Source organism: Sandaracinaceae bacterium (genome assembly GCA_016706685.1).
In the GTDB taxonomy this organism is placed as follows: Bacteria; Myxococcota_A; Polyangia; order Polyangiales; family Houyiibacteriaceae; genus JADJJE01.
Map to the genome: position 1 here is coordinate 57,175 of JADJJE010000029.1, position 16,536 is coordinate 73,710.

Consider the following 16,536-nt stretch of genomic DNA (forward strand, 5'->3'; position numbering starts at 1 on the left):
CATCGCCCGGCGCGACCTGTCTCGACCATGATCCCCTTCTCCGTCTTGGACCTGGCCCCCGTCACGGAGGGGAGCACCCCCGCCGACGCGTTCCGCAACAGCCTGTCGCTGGCGCAGCACGCCGAGGCGCTGGGCTTCACGCGCTTCTGGCTGGCCGAGCACCACAACATGCCGGGCATCGCCAGCGCGGCCACGGCCGTGGTCATCGGGCACGTGGCGGCGGGCACCAAGACCATCCGCGTGGGCTCGGGCGGCGTCATGCTGCCCAACCACGCGCCGCTGGTGATCGCCGAGCAGTTCGGCACCCTCGCGTCGCTCTTCCCGGGGCGCATCGACCTGGGCCTCGGGCGCGCGCCCGGCACCGACCCGCGCACCATGCACGCGCTGCGGCGCAGCCTGGCCCACCCTTCGGAGCGCGGTGACCCGTTCCCACGTGACGTGCTGGAGCTGCAGCGCTACTTCGCCGACTCGGAGCCGGGGCAGGCCATTCGCGCCGTCCCGGGCGAGGGGCTGCACGTGCCGCTCTGGCTGCTGGGCTCCAGCCTCTACAGCGCGGAGCTGGCGGGCAAGCTGGGGCTGCCCTTCGCGTTCGCCTCGCACTTCGCGCCGGACCTCTTGATGGAGGCGCTGGCCATCTACCGGCGCTCGTTCACCCCTTCGGCCGAGCGGCAGGTCCCCCACGCCATGGTGGCCACCAACGTGATCGCGGCCCATACCGACGCCGAGGCCCAGCGGCTGGCCACCTCGCTCATGCTGGCCTTCGTGCGGTTGCGGCGCGGGCAGCCCGGGAAGCTGCCGCCTCCGGTCGACGACCCCACCTCGGTGCTGTCGCCCGCAGAGCTCGCGGGCATGCGCAGCCTGCTGAAGCGCTCGTTCGTGGGCTCTCGGGCCACCGTGGGGCGTGGCCTGCGCGAGCTCATCGCCGAGACGCAGGCCGACGAAGTGATGGTGGCGGGGCAGGTCTTCGATCATGCCGCGCGCCTGCGGTCGTACGAGATCGTGGCGGACATCGCTCGCGCTGGCTGAGCTGTTTCCGCCGTGGATTGATGATTCCGCCGAACATGGCGTCAAACCTGCGCGCTATGCAGAAAGCGTACTGTTTGACCTTCCACCGGCCCAACGAGCGGGCCATGCTGGTGACCATGTTCCGCATCCCTCTCTCCGCATTGGCCTTCCCCACGGCCCTCTTGGCAGCCTGCTCGCTGGACTCGGGGCCTCCGCCTCCGCCTGCAGGCTCCCCCATGGCGCTCATGGCCCAGGCGGCCGCCGCCGGCATCACCGCCAGCGCCGTGGCCCCGCACTTCGGGGGCAAGGTCACCATCGCCGGCCCGCGCGTGGTGGAGGTGCTGCCGCGCGTGGACGGCCTGGTGCTGGCCGAGGTGCGTGACGCCACCGGCCAGCCCATGCGTGATGGCCGCGTGGTGGTGGACGTGGCCGGGACCGATGGCCAGCCCCACACGCTGGAGCTGCGCTACGACAACGACCTGCAGGTCTTCCAGGGCACCTCGGCGGTGCCTCTTCCGCCCACGCCGGCACGCGTGAACGTGACTGTGCGGCCCGTGGGCGAGGCGCCCACCACGGCCGCCTTCGCGAGCGTTCCCGTGGCCACGGTGCCGGAGAATGGCGGCCAGGTAGTCCTGGTGGGCCCGGTGGCGCCCGAGGTGCGCGTGGACTCCGACGGTCAGGTGCACGCCTATCTTCCGGCCGGCGCGCCGCGTCTGCCGAGCGGCAGCCTCTACGCCAACGTGTCCGTCGGTCAGCCCACGCCGCAGCGCGTGGAGTTGGTCTACGACGAGCCGCAAGGGCACTACGTGGCGCAGCTGGGGCCCGACGCGCGCCCCGTGGGCGGTGAGTTCTCGCTCGAGTTCGAGGCTGGCGGCCAGCCCGTGGACCGCGGCCGCGTGACCCAAGTGACGGTGGCCCCGCCGCGGCGGCTGGGCGGGGTGGTGGTGGTGGCAGGGGACTACGGCCTCGAGGTGGCCCCCGTGGACAACGAGCTGCACGCCACCATCGCGGACCGCTCCGGCGCGTATGTGGCTGCGCCGCCGCCGCGCATCGAGGTCGTGGTGGTGGGTCGCCCGGCGCCGGTGGTCATGCGCTGGGACGCCACGCGGCGCGTCTACGTGGCGCCCATCCCCGTGGGCGTGGACGTGGAGACCGCGCCCATCCGCGTGGAGATCCACCACGGAGGCCGGCGTCACCGCGGCACGGTGCACATGCGCGGCAGCCACCCCGGACGTGGCCGTGGCCCTGCACGCGCGGTGGTGGTGGCGCCTGCCGGCCCACGCGTGGACGTGCGTGTCGAGCACCCCGACCCGCGGCCGGGTGTGACCGTGCAGATCAACACACCGCCGCCTCCGCGCGTGGACATCCGCGTGGGTCACCCGGCGCCGCGCGCCGAAGTCCGCGTACACTCGGACAACGGGCGGCATCGTGGCCACGGAAAGCATCGCAAGCACCGCAAGCAGCGCCGTCGCTGAGCCCGCGCCGGCCGTCACGCGCGCGCGGTTGGTGGCCGCGAGCGCCGCCGTGGTGCTGCTGGGGCTGCTGGCCGAGGTGGCCTACGCAGGCCTCGCGGACCCGCCGCTCGCATGGGTGACGTTCTTCTCGCTCAGCTCGGAGCGCAACCTGCCCACCGCGTGGAGCGCGGGGATCATGCTGCTGGCCGCGTGGCGTCTGCTCGCCGTGGCCCGCGTGCCCGCCGCCGAACGCCCCGGTGCCACGCCGGCGCTCGCGTGGTGGCTGCTGGCGTTCGGGTTCGTGCTCATGTCGGCCGACGAGGTCTTCGAGTTGCACGAGACGCTCCTGCTGCGGCCCGGGGAGGGCGCGCTCTACTTCGGGTGGATCGTCCCCGGCATCGCGCTGGTGGTGGCGCTAGGGCTGCTGTTCGTGCCGTTCCTGCGCGCGCTGCCTGCGGCCACTCGCCGGCCGTTCTTGGGCAGCGGTGGGCTGTTCGTGGGGGCCGCGCTGGGGCTCGAGGTGCCGCTCGGGCTCATCACCGAGGCCTACGGTGTGGAGAGCCTGGCCTACGCGCTGTGTGACTGGCTGGAGGAGGCGCTCGAGATCCTGGCCATCGCGTGGTTTGCCGGGACGCTGGGCCAGCTGGGGCGTGCGTCCAGCGCGACCGCCGCCGCGACCACGAGCGCCGAGACACGCGGGCACTTCATCGTGGGCCCCACCTACGACTGGCTCTGGTTGTTGAGCCCGCCGTTGGTCGCGCTGGCCGTGGGCATCGGCATCTCCGGGTCGGACTTCTCGCACCAGGTGCACCTGCTGGCGGGGCGCGACCTCACGTGGGCCGAGCTCTCGCTGGGCGCGCTCATCCACGCGCACCTCGTGGCCGTGGTGGTGCGCAGCCACGGCAACGCAGACATCCGGCGGCGGCATCCGCTGCGCTTCTTCGCGGTGCCGCCGCTGCTGCTGGCCGCGATGGTGTTCTCTCCGTGGGTGGCGGCGGGCTGCGCCGTGCTGGCCACCTTCTGGGACGTGTTCCACTCGGGTGCCCAGACCTTCGGCTTCGCGCGCATCTACGACGTGCGGCGCGGCAACGACCCGCGCGTGGGGCGGCGGCTCGACTTCGCGCTCAACCAGCTGCTGTACGCGGGGCCCATCGTGGCGGGGGTCACGCTGGCCGACCACCTCGAGGCGTTCAGCGCGTTCGACGACCTCTCGCTGTTCTTGTCCATGCGCGCGCCCGCCATGGTCGCAGGGCAGCAAGGCACGCTGGCCCGCGTGGTGTTCGGGGGCGGCTGCCTGTTCCTCGTGCTCTACCTGGCGTTCTACGCGCGCCGCGCGCGGGAGGGCTACACCGTGCCCTGGCAGAAGGTGTTCCTGCTGGTGAGCACGGGCGCCTGCTCCATCTACTGCTGGACCTGGAACTCGTGGGGCGAGGCCTTCTTCGTGATGAACCTGTTCCACGCGGTGCAGTATCTCGCGTTCGTGTGGGCCCAAGAAGGCGGCCGCGTGCGCGCGCGGCTCGGGGCGCTCGGCTCACGCCCGTTCGGCGCGTGGCTGGTGTTCGCGTCCGTGGTGGCGGCCTACGGGCTCTGGGCCCAGTGGGTGGAGGGACACGTCTGGTGGTGCGTCACCATCGTCGTGTCGCTCATGCACTTCTGGTACGACGGGTTCGTCTGGTCGGTGCGCCGCGGGGAGATTCGCGCGGCCACTCCCGCTGCGGACTACGCCTCGCCGTCGTCGCTGGCGTCGCTGTCGTCCGGGGCGTCTTCGCCTGGGGCGCCTTCGCGGTAGCGGTCCTGCATGCCTTGCAGGAAGTTCCGCAGCACCTGGTCCAGGCACTCGCGGTAGTGCTTGTGGCCGGGCTTGCGGAAGAAGGCGCTCAGCTCGTGGCGGCTGAGCGTGAGCTCGCGCGAGCACACCAGCTCCAGCATCTCGTCGGCCTGGATGTCGAGCGCGATCTTCAGCTTGGTCAGGATGATGTTGTTGTTGAGCACCGACTCGGGGATGGGCTGCGGACCCTCGCGCCGCCCACGCATCTTCACGATGAAGCCGTTCAGGAACGTGGCCAGCAGCACGTCCTCGAGGGGCTCGAACGCCGGGTCTTCGTCGCGCTTCAGCCACGCGCTGACCTGCGCGCGTGTGATCTGACGACCGGCGAGGCCGAAGACCCGCATCATCTCGGCGTCGTCCAGGTCGAAGGTGTAGCGGACTCGTCGCAGGACGTCGTTGTTGTTCATGGCGCTATCCCGGGCGGAGTGGAGCACGGCCTTAGCACGTTCCACGCGATGCTGCCGTGGCGGGCGCGCTCCACCAATGGGGAGTATGGGTCCTGCAGGAGATCCCCATGCCACACCGCGAGTCACATCGAATCCATCACGTGGGCTGGCTGCGCGCAGCCGTGCTGGGCGCCAACGACGGCATCGTGTCCACCGCCAGCCTCATCATGGGTGTGGCCGCCTCGGGCGCGGGCGAGGAGAGCCTGCTCATCACGGGCATGGCGGGGCTCGCCGCAGGCGCCATGTCCATGGCCGCGGGCGAGTACGTGTCGGTCAGCTCGCAGGCGGACACCGAGGCGGCGGACCTGGCGCGCGAGCGCCACGAGCTGGCCACCACGCCGGAGCTCGAGCACCGCGAGCTCACCGGCATCTACGTGGGGCGCGGCTTGGACCAGGCGTTGGCCGAGCAGGTGGCCACCCAGCTCACGGCGCACGACGCCCTCGGTGCTCACGGCCGCGACGAGCTGGGCATCACCAGCGAGGGCGCGGCGCGTCCCGTTCAAGCGGCGTTCGCGTCGGCGGGGACCTTCGCGGTGGGCGCGGCGCTGCCGCTGGCCGTCGCGCTGCTCACCCCGCGTGAGGCCACGCTGTGGGCGGTGGCAGGCAGCTCGCTCTTCTTCTTGGGGGTGCTGGGCGCGCTGTCCGCCAAGGTGGGTGGCGCCCCGGTGGTGAAGGCCACGCTGCGCGTCACGTTCTGGGGAGCGCTGGCCATGGGCATCACCTCGGCGGTGGGCGCGCTCTTCGGCGTGGCGGCGTGAGCGCTTGGCGCAGCAGCGCCTACACTGTGCGCAGACACCCCATGCACCACCTACCCACGCTGACCCTGGTTGTTCTCCTTCTCTCTGGCTGTGGCGCCTCCGCCGCGAGCGAGCCGGGGGCCACCGAGACCCCGCAGCATGCACCGCTGCAGCTCACGTGCGCAGGGGACCCCCCCAACGAGTTCGCCCCGCTGCAGCGCCACTGTGACGTGGACGCCGACTGCGTGGTGGTGCGCCATCGGCTCGACTGCTGCGGCTCGTACACTCAGGTGGGCATCCGCGTGGACGAGCGCGCCGACTTCGACGCGGCGGAGGGGGCCTGCGAGCCCACGGTGGCCATGTGCCGCTGCATGTCGCGGCCCGACGTGGCCAGCGACGGAACGTTCCAGCAGGAAGGGCTCGTGCTGAGCGTGCGCTGCGTGGACCTGGCGTGCGAGACCTCGTTCGGGCCGCCCTGAGGCAGCTCAGGCCCGGCGTGCGAAGAAGTCGGCCACCACGAGCGCGTGCAGCTCGAACGCCAGCGGCACGGGCTGGTGGATCACGGTGCGCTCCAGCACCTCGTGGTTGGGCACGAACGCGGGCAGGTCTTCGGCACGCACGGGCTGCGCTTCGCCGAAGATGAGCAGCGTCCCGCCCGGAGCGCTCAGCACCCGGCGCTCACGGATGCCCTCGGGGTCCACCTGAATTCCGGTCTCCTCGAACAGCTCGCGGGCGGCAGCGGCGCGCCACTCTTCCTCGTGATCGATGAAGCCTCCTGGCAGCGCCAGCTCGCCCCGGTGCGGGGGGATGCCGCGGCGGATGACCAGCAAGCCCGCGTCCACCGGCAAGAGCAAGATGGCCACCGGGCTGGGGCTCAGATACGAGACCATGGTGCAGGCCGTGCAGCGCCGCGGCCACGCCATGCCGGTGGGGAAGGGCGCCCCGCAGAACGAGCAGTGGCTGTGCTTCTGGGGCTTGGTCATCGCAGGAGCGTGCGTGCGTGCCCGCGACGGGTCAACGGCGTTCCCAAGCTTCGCGCGGGGCACTGGGTCTCGCGGGCATGAGACCTTCACGCATGCCTCGCCTCCTGACCGCGCTGTTCCTGCTGTGTGCCGCCTGCGAAGCGTGCGGAGGGGGCCACGCCAACGGCGCTGGGGCGCTGCCCACGGATCTCGCCGGGGCCACGCCCGATGCCCAGACCCGCTTTGCGCGCGGGACCAACCGCTTCGCCTTCGACCTCTTTCGCGGTCGGCCCGCGGGCAACCAGGTGTTCTCGCCGGGCAGCATCTCGCTGGCGCTGGCCATGACCTGGGCGGGCGCGCGGGGGGACACGGCCACCCAGCTGGCCCAGCCCTTCGGCTTCGACGACAGCACGCACGCCGGCGCGGCGGGGCTCATCCACGCCTACAACCAGGGTGGCTCGCCGCTGGCCGTGGCCAACCGCCTGTACGGCGAGCAGACCTACGACCTGCGCGCCGAGTTCCTGGCGCTGGCCCAGGCTCGCTACGCCGCTCCCTTCGAGCGCGTGGACTTCCGCGGCGACAGCGACGGCGTGCGGGTGCAGATCAACGAGTGGGTGGAGGAGCGCACCCACGACCGCATCCAAGACCTGCTGGCGCCTGGGACGGTGACCGACGCCACGAGCCTGGTGCTGGTCAACGCCGCGTACTTCCTGGGCACCTGGGAGCACGCCTTCGAGCATGAAGCCACCCGCCCGGAGGCCTTCCAGGCCAGCGTCACCCACGAGTTCCGGGTGCCCATGATGAACACCCGGCTGGACGCACGCCGTGCCACGGTGGCCGGCGCACGCATCCTCGAGCTGCCATACGAAGGTGACCGCTTCTCCATGGTGTTCGTGCTCCCCGAGGCGCGCCACGGTCTCGCCGAGCTGGAGCGCGGCCTCGACCTCGCCATGTGGGAGAGCTTCATGGCAGCCCTACAGCACGGCGAGGCCATCGTGGCCGTCCCGCGCTTCGAGGTGAAGCTCGAACCCAGCCTGTCCTTGGTGGGAGCGCTCCAGCAGCTGGGCGTGACCAACGCGTTCGACCCCGCGCTAGCGGACTTCACGGGCATGGCCGAGCCGCGCGCTGACCGGGGCCCGTTGGTGGTGGGGAACATCCTGCACCAGGCGTTCCTGCGCGTGGACGAGTCCGGCACCGAGGCCGCTGCAGCCACCGCCGTGGTGGTGGTGGAGGCCGCTGCCCCAGCGCCCCAGCCCATCTTCGTCTTCCGGGCCGACGAGCCATTCCTCTTCGCGCTGCGTGACCGGCAGTCCGGGATGATCCTCTTCCTGGGCCGCGTCACCGACCCACGCTGAGCGCCGGTCGACCCCCGCCACCGGGTGTCTGCCGGGATGGCAGCACACGTCGGAATGGCGGTGTCGGTCCATCATCCTGATGCGCTCATCGCGGCAAACAAGCTGCTTCTGTCCGCATTCTGCGCTGCGCGGGGCGTGGCCCGAAAGGTGCACACGTCTGGGTATCTGAGTGCGAACTCCGATGCCGACGCCATGCCTCACACCTTCGACTCCCATGCCCTCCAGGCGGCGCTACTGGCTAGCACCCACGTCGCGACCATCGTGACCAACGCCGCGGGCGTGATTCAGGTGTTCAACGTGGGCGCCGAGCGGGCGTTCGGCTTCGCGCCCTGCGAGGTGCTGGACAAGGTCACGCCCGCCGCGTTCGCGGACCCCGACGAGCTCGTGGCCCGCGCTCGGCTGCTCAGTGGGCAGCGGGGTGCACGGGTGGAGCCCGGCTTCGAGGCGCTCACGTTCAAGGCCGCCCGCGACGGTGAGGACGTCTTCCCGCTCACCCAAGTTCGCAAGGACGGCAGCCGCTTTCGGGCCGAAGTGAGCGCGCGCGCGCTGCTCGACGCCCAGGGTGACGTGAAGGGCTTCCTCCTGTTCATCACCGGTGCGACGCGAGGGGTGGAGCTTCACGCCACCAACGTCGTCACGCAGCAGCTCAACCTCGCCAACGCCGACTTCCTCTCCAGCATGAGCCACGAGCTGCGCTCGCCGCTGACGGCCATCCTGGGCTTCGCGCAGCTGATGGAGTCGGACTCGCCGAAGCCCACGGCGTCCCAGGGCGAGAGCCTGCGCGAGATTCGCAAGGCGGGCCGGCACCTGCTGCAGATGATCAACGAGATCCTCGACCTCGCGAAGATCGAGTCCGGCAGGCTGTCGCTCTCGCTCGAGCCCGTGTCGCTCGCGACCGTGATGCTGGAGTGCCAAGGCATGACCGAGGCACCCGCGCGAGCGCGCGGGGTTCGCATGGCATTCCCGTTGTTGACCACGCCCTGCTTCGTGCGGGTGGACAGCACGCGGCTGAAGCAGGTGCTGATGAACCTGCTGACGAACGCCATCCAGTACAACCGTCCCGAGGGCACGGTGACGGTGCGCTGTGACGTCAGCACTCCGGGGCGCGTGCGCGTCAGCATCGCGGACCAGGGCCCCGGGCTCACGCCCGAGCAGCTGGTGCAGCTCTTCCAGCCGTTCCATCGCGTGGGCCGCGAGGCCAGCGGTCAAGAGGGCACGGGCCTGGGGCTCGCGGTGGCCCGGCAGCTCCTCGAACTCATGGGCGGCGCCATGGGGGTGGACAGCGTGGTGGGCTCCGGCAGCGTGTTCTGGTTCGAGGTGAACACCAGCGTCGAGCCGGAGGCCGCGTTGCGGTGATGCCATGATCTCCAACACCGACTTCCACGGCGCGAAGATCCTGATCGCCCACCACCTCGAGACCAACGTGCGCCTGCTGGACCGGTTGCTGCGCCGCGATGGCTACTCGTCGGTCATGTCCACGCGCAACCCATACGAGATCTGTGCGCTGCACGCCGAGCATCAGTACGACCTGATCCTGCTGGACTTGATGATGCCGGGCCTGGACGGCTTCGCGGTGCTCGCGGCCCTCGGCGCGCTGCCCGCCGGCAGCGATGTGCCCGTGTTGGTGATCACCACGCAGCCGGACCAGATGCTGCGAGCCCTGCGCGCTGGCGCCAAGGACTTCGTGAGCATGCCCTTCGACCTCGTGGAGGTGCTCACGCGCGTGCACAACATGCTCGAGGTGCGGCTTCAGTACATGGAGACCAAGCGCCTCTACGACCAGATCGTCGCCGACCAGGAGCTGCATCGCATCCTCGAGGTGGAGCTCCAAGAGGCGAAGGAGAACGCCGAGGCCGCCAACCGCTCGAAGAGCATCTTCTTGGCCACCATGAGCCACGAGATTCGGACGCCCATGCACGGCGTGCTGGGCATGCTGGAGCTGCTGGGGCTCACGCGCTTGGACACGTCGCAGGCCGCGATGTTGGACGTGGTGCGCGAGTCTGGCGCCACGCTCCACCGCATCATCGACGACATCCTCGACTTCTCGAAGATGGAGGCCGGCAAGCTGGCCGTGCTGCCCGAGCCCGCCAGCGTTGCCGCGGCGGTCGACGCCGTCATTGGCATCTACTCCGGGAACGCGCGCAGCCAGGGCGTCGCGCTGCGCTGCTGCGTGGACCCCAACATCCGCCCGGCGCACTTGGTGGACCCCACGCGCCTGCGGCAGATCCTCAACAACTTGGTGAGCAACGCCCTCAAATTCACGTCGAGCGGGTCCATCGAGCTCCGTGCGGAGAGCATCGGCCAAGGAGACGACGTGGAGCGCGTGCGCTTCTCCGTGAGCGACACCGGCATCGGCATCTCGACCGAAGACCAGGCCCGCTTGTTCCAGCCGTTCGTCCAGGCCGCCAGTCAGACCGCCACGCGCTTCGGCGGAACGGGCCTCGGGCTCACCATCTGTCAGACGCTGGCCGGCATGATGGGCAGCTCCATCGACATGGTGAGCGAGCTGGGCGTGGGCACCACCATGAGCCTCGAGCTGACGCTGCCCTTCGCGGACGAAGGCGCCATCGCCGCACCCAAGTCCACGACCCATGCCTCGCAGGCAAACCGCGTCTCGGATCGGCCGCGTGCGGCGCCGGATCTCTCGCAGGCCGAGCGGGATGGCACCCTGATCCTGGTCGCCGACGACCACCCCATCAACCGTCAGCTGCTCATCCGTCAGGTGAACACGCTGGGCTACGCGGCCGAGAGCGTGGCCACCGGGGCCGAGGCGCTCGCCGGTTGGGAGACCGGGCGATACGGGCTGATCATCACCGACTGCAACATGCCGGAGATGAGCGGCTATGACCTGACGCGCAGCGTTCGCGCGCAGGAGGCCGCCCTCGGCAAGGCGCGCACGCCCATCGTGGCCTGCACGGCGAACGCGCTCGGCGACGCCGAGGCCATCTGCCTCGCCGCGGGCATGGACTCCTATCTCGCGAAGCCCATTGATCTCGAGGGGCTGTCGGTGGTGCTGGCGCAGTGGCTGCCCCTCACCCAGCCAGACGTCCCCATCGACCCCAGCGTGCTGGCCGAGATCACGGGCGGCAACTGCGAACTCTCGCGCGGCCTGCTCGCTGAGCTCCAACGCGCGAACGCCGAGGACGCGGCGGTGTTGCTGGAGGCCGTGGGCGCGGGGGACGTGGCTCGCGTTGCGTCGGCGTCCCACCGCATGCTGGGTGCCAGCCGCATGGTGGGCGCCAACTCCTTTGCGCGCGTCTGCGAACAGCTCGAGCGGGCTGGGCGAGCTGCGGACTGGAGCACGATCGAGGTGACCCTCGGGACGTTCCACCGTGAGATCGAGCGCCTCGACTCCTACTGTACGGAGGCCTCGTGCTGCTCCGCGACGTGAGCGTGCTGGCCGTGGAGGACCATGCGTTCCAGCGCAGCGTGCTGCTGGCCATGCTGAACGCGCTTGGCGCGAAGCATGTCTCCATGGCGGTCGATGGAGCATCCGCGCTAGAGCACCTCGCCCGGTCCACCGTGGAGCCCGACATCATCATCAGTGACCTCGACATGCCCGGCATGGACGGAATGGAGTTCGTGCGTCACCTCGGAGCGTCGAAGCGGCGGGTGCCCGTCATCCTCGCGAGCGCGGTAGAGACCTCGCTCCTGGCTTCGGTCGAGACCATGACGCGCGCCTATGGCGTGAACATCATCGGCGTCATCGAGAAGCCCATCACCCCCGCCAAGCTGGCGGACGTGCTGAAGCGGCACGCAGCCAACATGGCGTCGCGCAAGCGCACGGGCCCCGGGGTCCACATGTTCAGCCTGGACGAGATCGAGGCAGGACTCGGGAACGACGAGTTCGAGCCCTACTTTCAGCCCAAGGTGGACCTCCAGACCGGGGCGCTCCGTGGTGCCGAGGCGCTGGCGCGCTGGCGCCATCCCATGGATGGAATCGTGCCGCCGCTGGCGTTCATCGAGCGTCTGGAGGGGAGCAAGCTGATCGACGAGCTCACGTGGATCATCCTGCGCAAGTCAGCCGCCTTCTGTCAGAACCTGCGCGACGCGAGCGGCCTGGATCTCAGCGTGTCGGTCAACCTCTCGGTCAAGTCGCTGGCCGATGTGCACCTGGCCGACCGCGTCACCGAGGTGGTCCGGAGGCAGGGGCTCGACCCGCGGCACATGATCCTGGAGGTGACCGAGTCCGCCACCACCACGGAGGTGGGCCACGTGCTCGAGAACCTGTCGCGACTGCGAATGAAGGGCTTCGGCCTGTCCATCGACGACTACGGCACCGGCTATTCGTCCATGCAGCAGCTCACGCGCATTGCCTTCACCGAGCTGAAGGTGGACCAGTCGTTCGTGGCCAACGCCCCACGCCACGCGGCGGCGCGGGTGGTGCTCGAGTCCAGCCTCGACATGGCCCGCAAGCTCAACATCGCGTCCGTGGCCGAGGGCATCGAGTCCCAGGACGACTGGGACCTCCTGCGCGGCCTGGGCTGTGAGGTGGGTCAGGGCTACTTCATCGCGCGGCCCATGGAAGCCGGAGCGTTCAAGCGCTGGACCATGGCGCGTGGGGCAGTCGCCAGCGCCGGCGCCTGAACAGCAAGAAACATAGACTGTAGTCCAAAAATAGACCATAGTTCACGTTGTGAGCGTCGTCGGCCTGCGTGAACGAAAGAAGCTCGAGCTGCGTGAGCGGCTGTGCGACGAAGCGCGCCGGCTGTTCGCAGCGCAGGACAGCGCAGCGGTCTCGGTGGACGTCATCGCCCAGGCGGCGGGGGTCTCGCGGGCCACGTTCTTCAACTACTTCCCGTCCAAGGGGGCGCTGCTGGACGAGCTGGCGGGCCACATGACCGACCGGCTGCGGCGCTACCTGGAGGAAGAGCGCGCGCTCGGCCAGCCGCTCGAGGCCACGCTGGTGCACTGGTTCGCGCGCTCGGTGGCCACCATTCGGCGCTCCGAGTCGCTCACGCGGCTGCTGTTCGGGCGCGCGTTTGCGGGCGCCGAAGAGAACGAGCTGCGCGCCACGCAGATGGCGGCGGTGCACCGCGCCTACGAGGGGCTGGTGGCAGACGCGCAGGCCCGCGGTGAGGTGGACGCGCGCGCCGACGTGGCGTTCCACGCCGAGATGCTGGCGGGGTCCATGACCATGCTGCTGAACAACTGGTTCAACGACCGGGCGTACCCGCTCGAGGCGCGCGCGGAGCAGACCGCCCGCTTCGTGGCCGCCGCCATGATGGCGGACCGTGTGCCGCGCGCGAAGCCCGCACGCGCGCCCCGCAAGAAGGAGACACATGCCCGCATTCGCACACGCTGAACAGAACAGCGCGTTTCCTGGCTATCCACGCGGGTGGTTCGTGGTCGCGCTGTCCGACGAGGTCACCGCCGGAGCGCCGCACGCCATGCGCTACTTCGGGCGAGACCTCATTGCCTTTCGTGACGCAGCGGGCGCCGCGGTGGTGTTGGACGCCTACTGCCCGCACCTCGGGGCGCACCTCGGCCAAGGCACCGTGGAGGACGGCTGCATCCGCTGTCCGTTCCATGCGTGGAAGTTCGACGGCGCGGGGGACTGCGTGGAGGTGCCCTACGCCACGCGCCTCCCCAAGCGCGCGGCGCTCGGCAGCCACCGCGTGGTAGAGCGCAACGGCTTCGTGTTCGTGCACTACGACCCGCGCGGCCGCGAGCCCGAGTACGACATCCCGGTCGTCCCGCAGTACGGCCACCCCGAGTGGACCGCCTGGCAGCACGGCAAGCTGCGCCTCCGCACGCACTCGCGCGAGATCCTCGAGAACGTGGTGGACGTGGCGCACTTCAAGCCCGTGCACAAGAACGACCCGGCCGAGTTCGTGAACGAGTTCGTGGGGCACAAGGCCATCCAGCGCTCCGAGGGGCGCGGCATGGGCCAGCACGCCAGCACCGGCTACACGCTCGAGGCCGTCTACCACGGGCCCTCGTTCCAGATCACCGACATGCACTCGGTGGTGGAGACCGTGCTCTACAACACGCACACCATGGTGGACGAAGAGCACGTGGACCTGCGCTTCGGCCTGATGATGCAGCCCGGGAGCCAGGGCACGCGCTTCTCCGAGGACTACGTGCGGGAGTACGTGAGCGTGGTCATGCACGGCTTCCGCCAAGACGCGCGCATCTGGGAGCACAAGCGCTGGCGCGACAAGCCCACGCTGTGCGACGGCGATGGGCCCATCATGCAGCTGCGTGCGTGGTACGCGCAGTACTTCGACTGAGCGTGCGGGGGTGGGCACCTCGGCTCACGCCAGCGGGTACTTGCGCAGGTAGTAGCGGAGCTGGTGGTAGGCCAGCCCCAGGGCTCGCGCGGCCTCGGCGCCGTTTCCGTGCGCAGCCGTCATGGCCTCGTGGATGAGCGCTCGCTCGAGTTCCTCGACGCGCTGGCGGAAGCTCCCTGCGGTGGTGCTGCGTGGCGGGCCCAGCTCGCCGATGTCTTCGGCGGTGAGGGCGTGCGTGGTGTCCCGATACACCGCGCGCTCGATGACCGTGCGCAGCTCGCGCACGTTTCCGGGGAAGGCGTAGTGGCGCAGCGCCTCGAGTCCATCCTCGGTGAGCACCTTGCCGTGGAAGGCGGGCACCTCGCTCATGAAGCGCTCGAAGAAGTGCCGCGCCAGCACGTCGATGTCGCCCGGCCGCTCGCGCAGCGGGGGCACGTGGATCACCTCGAACGCCAGGCGGTCGTAGAGGTCCGGCAAGAACGTCCCATCGCCCATGCGCGCGCGCAGGTCGGCGTTGGTGGCCGCCACCACCCGCACGCTCACGCTGCGCTCGGCTTGGCCGCCCACGCGCAGGAAGGTCCCGTACTCGACCGCGCGCAGGATCTTGCGCTGGAAGGGCAGGGACATGTGCCCGATCTCGTCCAGGAACAGCGTGCCCTGGTTGGCCAGCTCGAACTTGCCCAGGCTGGGCTTGTGCGCGCCGGTGAATGCGCCGCGCTCGTGTCCGAAGAGCTCCGCCTCGAGCAGCTCGTCCGTGAAGCAGGCGCAGTTCACGGCCACGAAGGGGCCAGAGCGCCCAGAGGCGTCGTGCAGCGCCTTGGCGACCAGTTCCTTGCCGGTGCCGCGCTCACCCAGCACCAGCACCGGGCGCGGGATGGGCGCCACCTTCGCGATGCGCGCCACCATGGCCAGCACGGGTGGCGACTCGCCCACGATGGCGAAGCGGCGCTGCACGTCGAGCCGGAGCGAGCGGTTTTCCAGCACCGTGCGCAGCAACGGGCGCATCTTGGCCAGCAACGTCGCGGTCCGCTCGGGGAGCTGACTCCCGCGCACGAGGATGTCGTTGGCGCCAGCTTCGACCAGCGCATGGGCCACCGCCACGGTGCCGGCCTCGGCGGTCACCACGATCGGAACGCGCGTGTCCCGGGCGCGGATGGAGGCCAGGAGGTCGAGCCCACCCGCGTGCCCATCCCCGGCTTCGGCGTCGAAGACCAGCAGGTCGCACGCCGCCAGTTGGTGGAGGTCGAACGCCCCGCCGTGCCGATGCTCCACCGCCAGGTCCGAGCCGCCGACCTCGCGCAGGGCGTCGACCAGCGGGCCGAGCACCGGGGGGGCGGTGTCCAGGACGAGCACGTGGCTGGGCATGGTGTGACTTTGTCTCATGCGCTGAGGATTTTCACCATCGAGCGGAGGGGCGGTGACGTCGATTCGCTGAGGAAACGCGCTGGCACGAAGCTTCCATAGGGTCCGCGCGTGGAACCCCTCAGCCCTGAACTCATGTTGGACGTGCTCCACGTCTCCGTGCTCGCCTTCGGAGTCGTGCTCTGCCTATCCGTGAGCAGCACGTTGCTGCGGCGGGTGAGGCTCCACCGTCCGGAGGGACGCACGTGGCGGGGGTCCATCGGCACCGTGGTCCTCGCCATCCCGGAGCACGGCGTCGGCGCCGTGCGGGTGGCAGGTCCGTTCGGCGTAACCGTCGTGCCTGCGCGCGGTATCCACCACGAGGGTGTCTCGTGGGGGGCCCGCGTCCTGATCGTCGACCTCACGGGCCGAGTGGCCGAGGTCTGCAGCTATCCAGAAGGAGAATGAGTCGTGCTCGTCCACAGCTTGATCATCGTGTTCGTGGGTCTCGCCCTCGGAGCCCTGCTCGCGGCGCGCTGCTACCACCGCGTCGGTCCCAACCAGGTGTTGATCGTCTCCGGGCGCCGCGCGGTCTACACGCACGCCACCACGGGGGCGCACATCACGCATCAGTTCCAGGTGCTGCACGGCGGCGGCACCTTCGTCGTCCCCCTCAAGGAGAAGGTGGACGTGATGTCCGTCGAGCTCATGACGCTCGACATCCGGACGCCCGAGTTCTTCACCAAGTACGGCGTGCCCATCGTGGTGGACGGCGTCGCTCAGATCAAAGTGCTCAGCGACGACCCGCTCTCCACGGCGCTCGCCGCCGAGATGTTCCTGGGCAAGTCCCGCAACGAGATGAACGACATCGCTCATCAGATGATGCAGGGTCACCTGCGCGCCGTGATCAGCACGCTGCCCTTCGAGGAGATCCACGCCAACCCCGAGTCGTTCGCCCAGACGGTGCAGCGCCTCACCAGCGCGGACCTCGCCAACATGGGCATCGGCGTGGTGAGCTTCACCATCCGTGAGGTGCGCGACCCGTCGGGGTTCTTGTTGGAGCTCGGTAAGCCTCAGCTGGCCGTGGTGCAGAAGGACGCTCAGCTCGGGCAGGCACGCGCGCGGCGCGACGCCCTGATTGGCACCGCCGACGCCGAGCAGGAGTCTTCCGATGC

Annotated in this window: 16 protein-coding genes; 13 read left to right on the forward strand and 3 right to left on the reverse strand. The window is 70.1% G+C overall.

What is annotated here, in order from left to right; translation table 11 throughout:
* Positions 1-27 precede the first annotated feature (27 nt).
* Genes IPI43_26880 through IPI43_26890 form a run of 3 tightly spaced genes read left to right on the forward strand, consistent with a single transcriptional unit; the run spans position 28 to position 4,248 of the window.
* Positions 28-1,026, forward strand: coding sequence for an LLM class flavin-dependent oxidoreductase (locus IPI43_26880; protein ID MBK7777701.1), 999 nt, complete (start codon positions 28-30; stop codon positions 1,024-1,026).
* A gap of 56 nt (positions 1,027-1,082) precedes the next feature.
* Entirely contained in the window at positions 1,083-2,480 is a 1,398-nt protein-coding gene (locus IPI43_26885) for a hypothetical protein (protein MBK7777702.1), read from the forward strand.
* Positions 2,434-4,248 (forward strand): hypothetical protein, encoded by a 1,815-nt coding sequence (locus IPI43_26890; GenBank protein ID MBK7777703.1) that lies wholly within the window; start codon positions 2,434-2,436, stop codon positions 4,246-4,248. The genes IPI43_26885 and IPI43_26890 overlap by 47 nt, the downstream gene beginning before the upstream one ends.
* Here IPI43_26890 and IPI43_26895 read toward each other — a convergent pair.
* Entirely contained in the window at positions 4,179-4,694 is a 516-nt protein-coding gene (locus IPI43_26895) for a DUF1456 family protein (protein MBK7777704.1), read from the reverse strand. The genes IPI43_26890 and IPI43_26895 overlap by 70 nt on opposite strands.
* Positions 4,695-4,801: 107 nt before the next feature.
* Between IPI43_26895 and IPI43_26900 the strand changes: the two genes are divergently transcribed.
* Together IPI43_26900 and IPI43_26905 are read left to right on the forward strand one after the other, a co-directional pair.
* A complete protein-coding gene (locus tag IPI43_26900; protein ID MBK7777705.1) occupies positions 4,802-5,491 on the forward strand; it encodes a VIT family protein in 690 nt (229 codons plus the stop codon).
* Between the two features lie 41 nt (positions 5,492-5,532).
* Positions 5,533-5,949 (forward strand): hypothetical protein, encoded by a 417-nt coding sequence (locus IPI43_26905; GenBank protein MBK7777706.1) that lies wholly within the window; start codon positions 5,533-5,535, stop codon positions 5,947-5,949.
* Between the two features lie 6 nt (positions 5,950-5,955).
* Here the strand turns inward: IPI43_26905 and IPI43_26910 are convergent, their stop codons facing one another.
* Positions 5,956-6,453 carry an NUDIX domain-containing protein gene (locus IPI43_26910; protein ID MBK7777707.1) on the reverse strand — a complete coding sequence of 166 codons (498 nt, stop codon included), beginning with the start codon at positions 6,451-6,453 and terminating at the stop codon, positions 5,956-5,958.
* Positions 6,454-6,545: 92 nt separating this feature from the next.
* Here IPI43_26910 and IPI43_26915 point away from each other — a divergent pair, with 92 nt between their 5' ends.
* The 6 genes from IPI43_26915 to IPI43_26940 all read left to right on the forward strand — a co-directional run bounded on the left by IPI43_26915 (position 6,546) and on the right by IPI43_26940 (position 14,020).
* Positions 6,546-7,787 (forward strand): serpin family protein, encoded by a 1,242-nt coding sequence (locus IPI43_26915; GenBank protein ID MBK7777708.1) that lies wholly within the window; start codon positions 6,546-6,548, stop codon positions 7,785-7,787.
* Between the two features lie 192 nt (positions 7,788-7,979).
* Positions 7,980-9,143, forward strand: coding sequence for a PAS domain S-box protein (locus tag IPI43_26920; GenBank protein MBK7777709.1), 1,164 nt, complete (start codon positions 7,980-7,982; stop codon positions 9,141-9,143).
* A gap of 4 nt (positions 9,144-9,147) precedes the next feature.
* Positions 9,148-11,178: a response regulator gene (locus IPI43_26925; protein MBK7777710.1), complete on the forward strand. Its 2,031-nt coding sequence runs from the start codon at positions 9,148-9,150 to the stop codon at positions 11,176-11,178.
* A complete protein-coding gene (locus tag IPI43_26930; protein MBK7777711.1) occupies positions 11,160-12,374 on the forward strand; it encodes an EAL domain-containing response regulator in 1,215 nt (404 codons plus the stop codon). The genes IPI43_26925 and IPI43_26930 overlap by 19 nt, the downstream gene beginning before the upstream one ends.
* A gap of 49 nt (positions 12,375-12,423) precedes the next feature.
* A complete protein-coding gene (locus IPI43_26935) occupies positions 12,424-13,092 on the forward strand; it encodes a TetR/AcrR family transcriptional regulator (GenBank protein MBK7777712.1) in 669 nt (222 codons plus the stop codon).
* Positions 13,070-14,020, forward strand: coding sequence for a Rieske 2Fe-2S domain-containing protein (locus IPI43_26940; protein MBK7777713.1), 951 nt, complete (start codon positions 13,070-13,072; stop codon positions 14,018-14,020). Before IPI43_26935 ends, IPI43_26940 begins: the two co-directional genes overlap by 23 nt.
* Positions 14,021-14,044: 24 nt before the next feature.
* Here the strand turns inward: IPI43_26940 and IPI43_26945 are convergent, their stop codons facing one another.
* Positions 14,045-15,025: a sigma 54-interacting transcriptional regulator gene (locus IPI43_26945; GenBank protein ID MBK7777714.1), complete on the reverse strand. Its 981-nt coding sequence runs from the start codon at positions 15,023-15,025 to the stop codon at positions 14,045-14,047.
* Positions 15,026-15,493: 468 nt separating this feature from the next.
* Between IPI43_26945 and IPI43_26950 the strand changes: the two genes are divergently transcribed.
* On the forward strand, positions 15,494-15,829 hold the full coding sequence (locus IPI43_26950) for a hypothetical protein (GenBank protein MBK7777715.1): 336 nt from the start codon (positions 15,494-15,496) through the stop codon (positions 15,827-15,829).
* A 3-nt stretch (positions 15,830-15,832) separates the two neighbouring features.
* A partial coding sequence (locus tag IPI43_26955) for a flotillin family protein (protein MBK7777716.1) occupies positions 15,833-16,536 on the forward strand: 704 nt, incomplete at its 3' end.

Coding starts and splice junctions, on each gene's coding strand:
- IPI43_26880 (MBK7777701.1), top strand. CDS start 28: ATGATCCCCTTCTCCGTCTTGGACCTGGCCCCCGTCACGGAGGGGAGC.
- IPI43_26885 (MBK7777702.1), top strand. CDS start 1,083: ATGCAGAAAGCGTACTGTTTGACCTTCCACCGGCCCAACGAGCGGGCC.
- IPI43_26895 (MBK7777704.1), bottom strand. CDS start 4,694: ATGAACAACAACGACGTCCTGCGACGAGTCCGCTACACCTTCGACCTG.
- IPI43_26900 (MBK7777705.1), top strand. CDS start 4,802: ATGCCACACCGCGAGTCACATCGAATCCATCACGTGGGCTGGCTGCGC.
- IPI43_26905 (MBK7777706.1), top strand. CDS start 5,533: ATGCACCACCTACCCACGCTGACCCTGGTTGTTCTCCTTCTCTCTGGC.
- IPI43_26910 (MBK7777707.1), bottom strand. CDS start 6,453: ATGACCAAGCCCCAGAAGCACAGCCACTGCTCGTTCTGCGGGGCGCCC.
- IPI43_26915 (MBK7777708.1), top strand. CDS start 6,546: ATGCCTCGCCTCCTGACCGCGCTGTTCCTGCTGTGTGCCGCCTGCGAA.
- IPI43_26920 (MBK7777709.1), top strand. CDS start 7,980: ATGCCTCACACCTTCGACTCCCATGCCCTCCAGGCGGCGCTACTGGCT.
- IPI43_26925 (MBK7777710.1), top strand. CDS start 9,148: ATGATCTCCAACACCGACTTCCACGGCGCGAAGATCCTGATCGCCCAC.
- IPI43_26940 (MBK7777713.1), top strand. CDS start 13,070: ATGCCCGCATTCGCACACGCTGAACAGAACAGCGCGTTTCCTGGCTAT.
- IPI43_26945 (MBK7777714.1), bottom strand. CDS start 15,025: ATGCGCCCGTTGCTGCGCACGGTGCTGGAAAACCGCTCGCTCCGGCTC.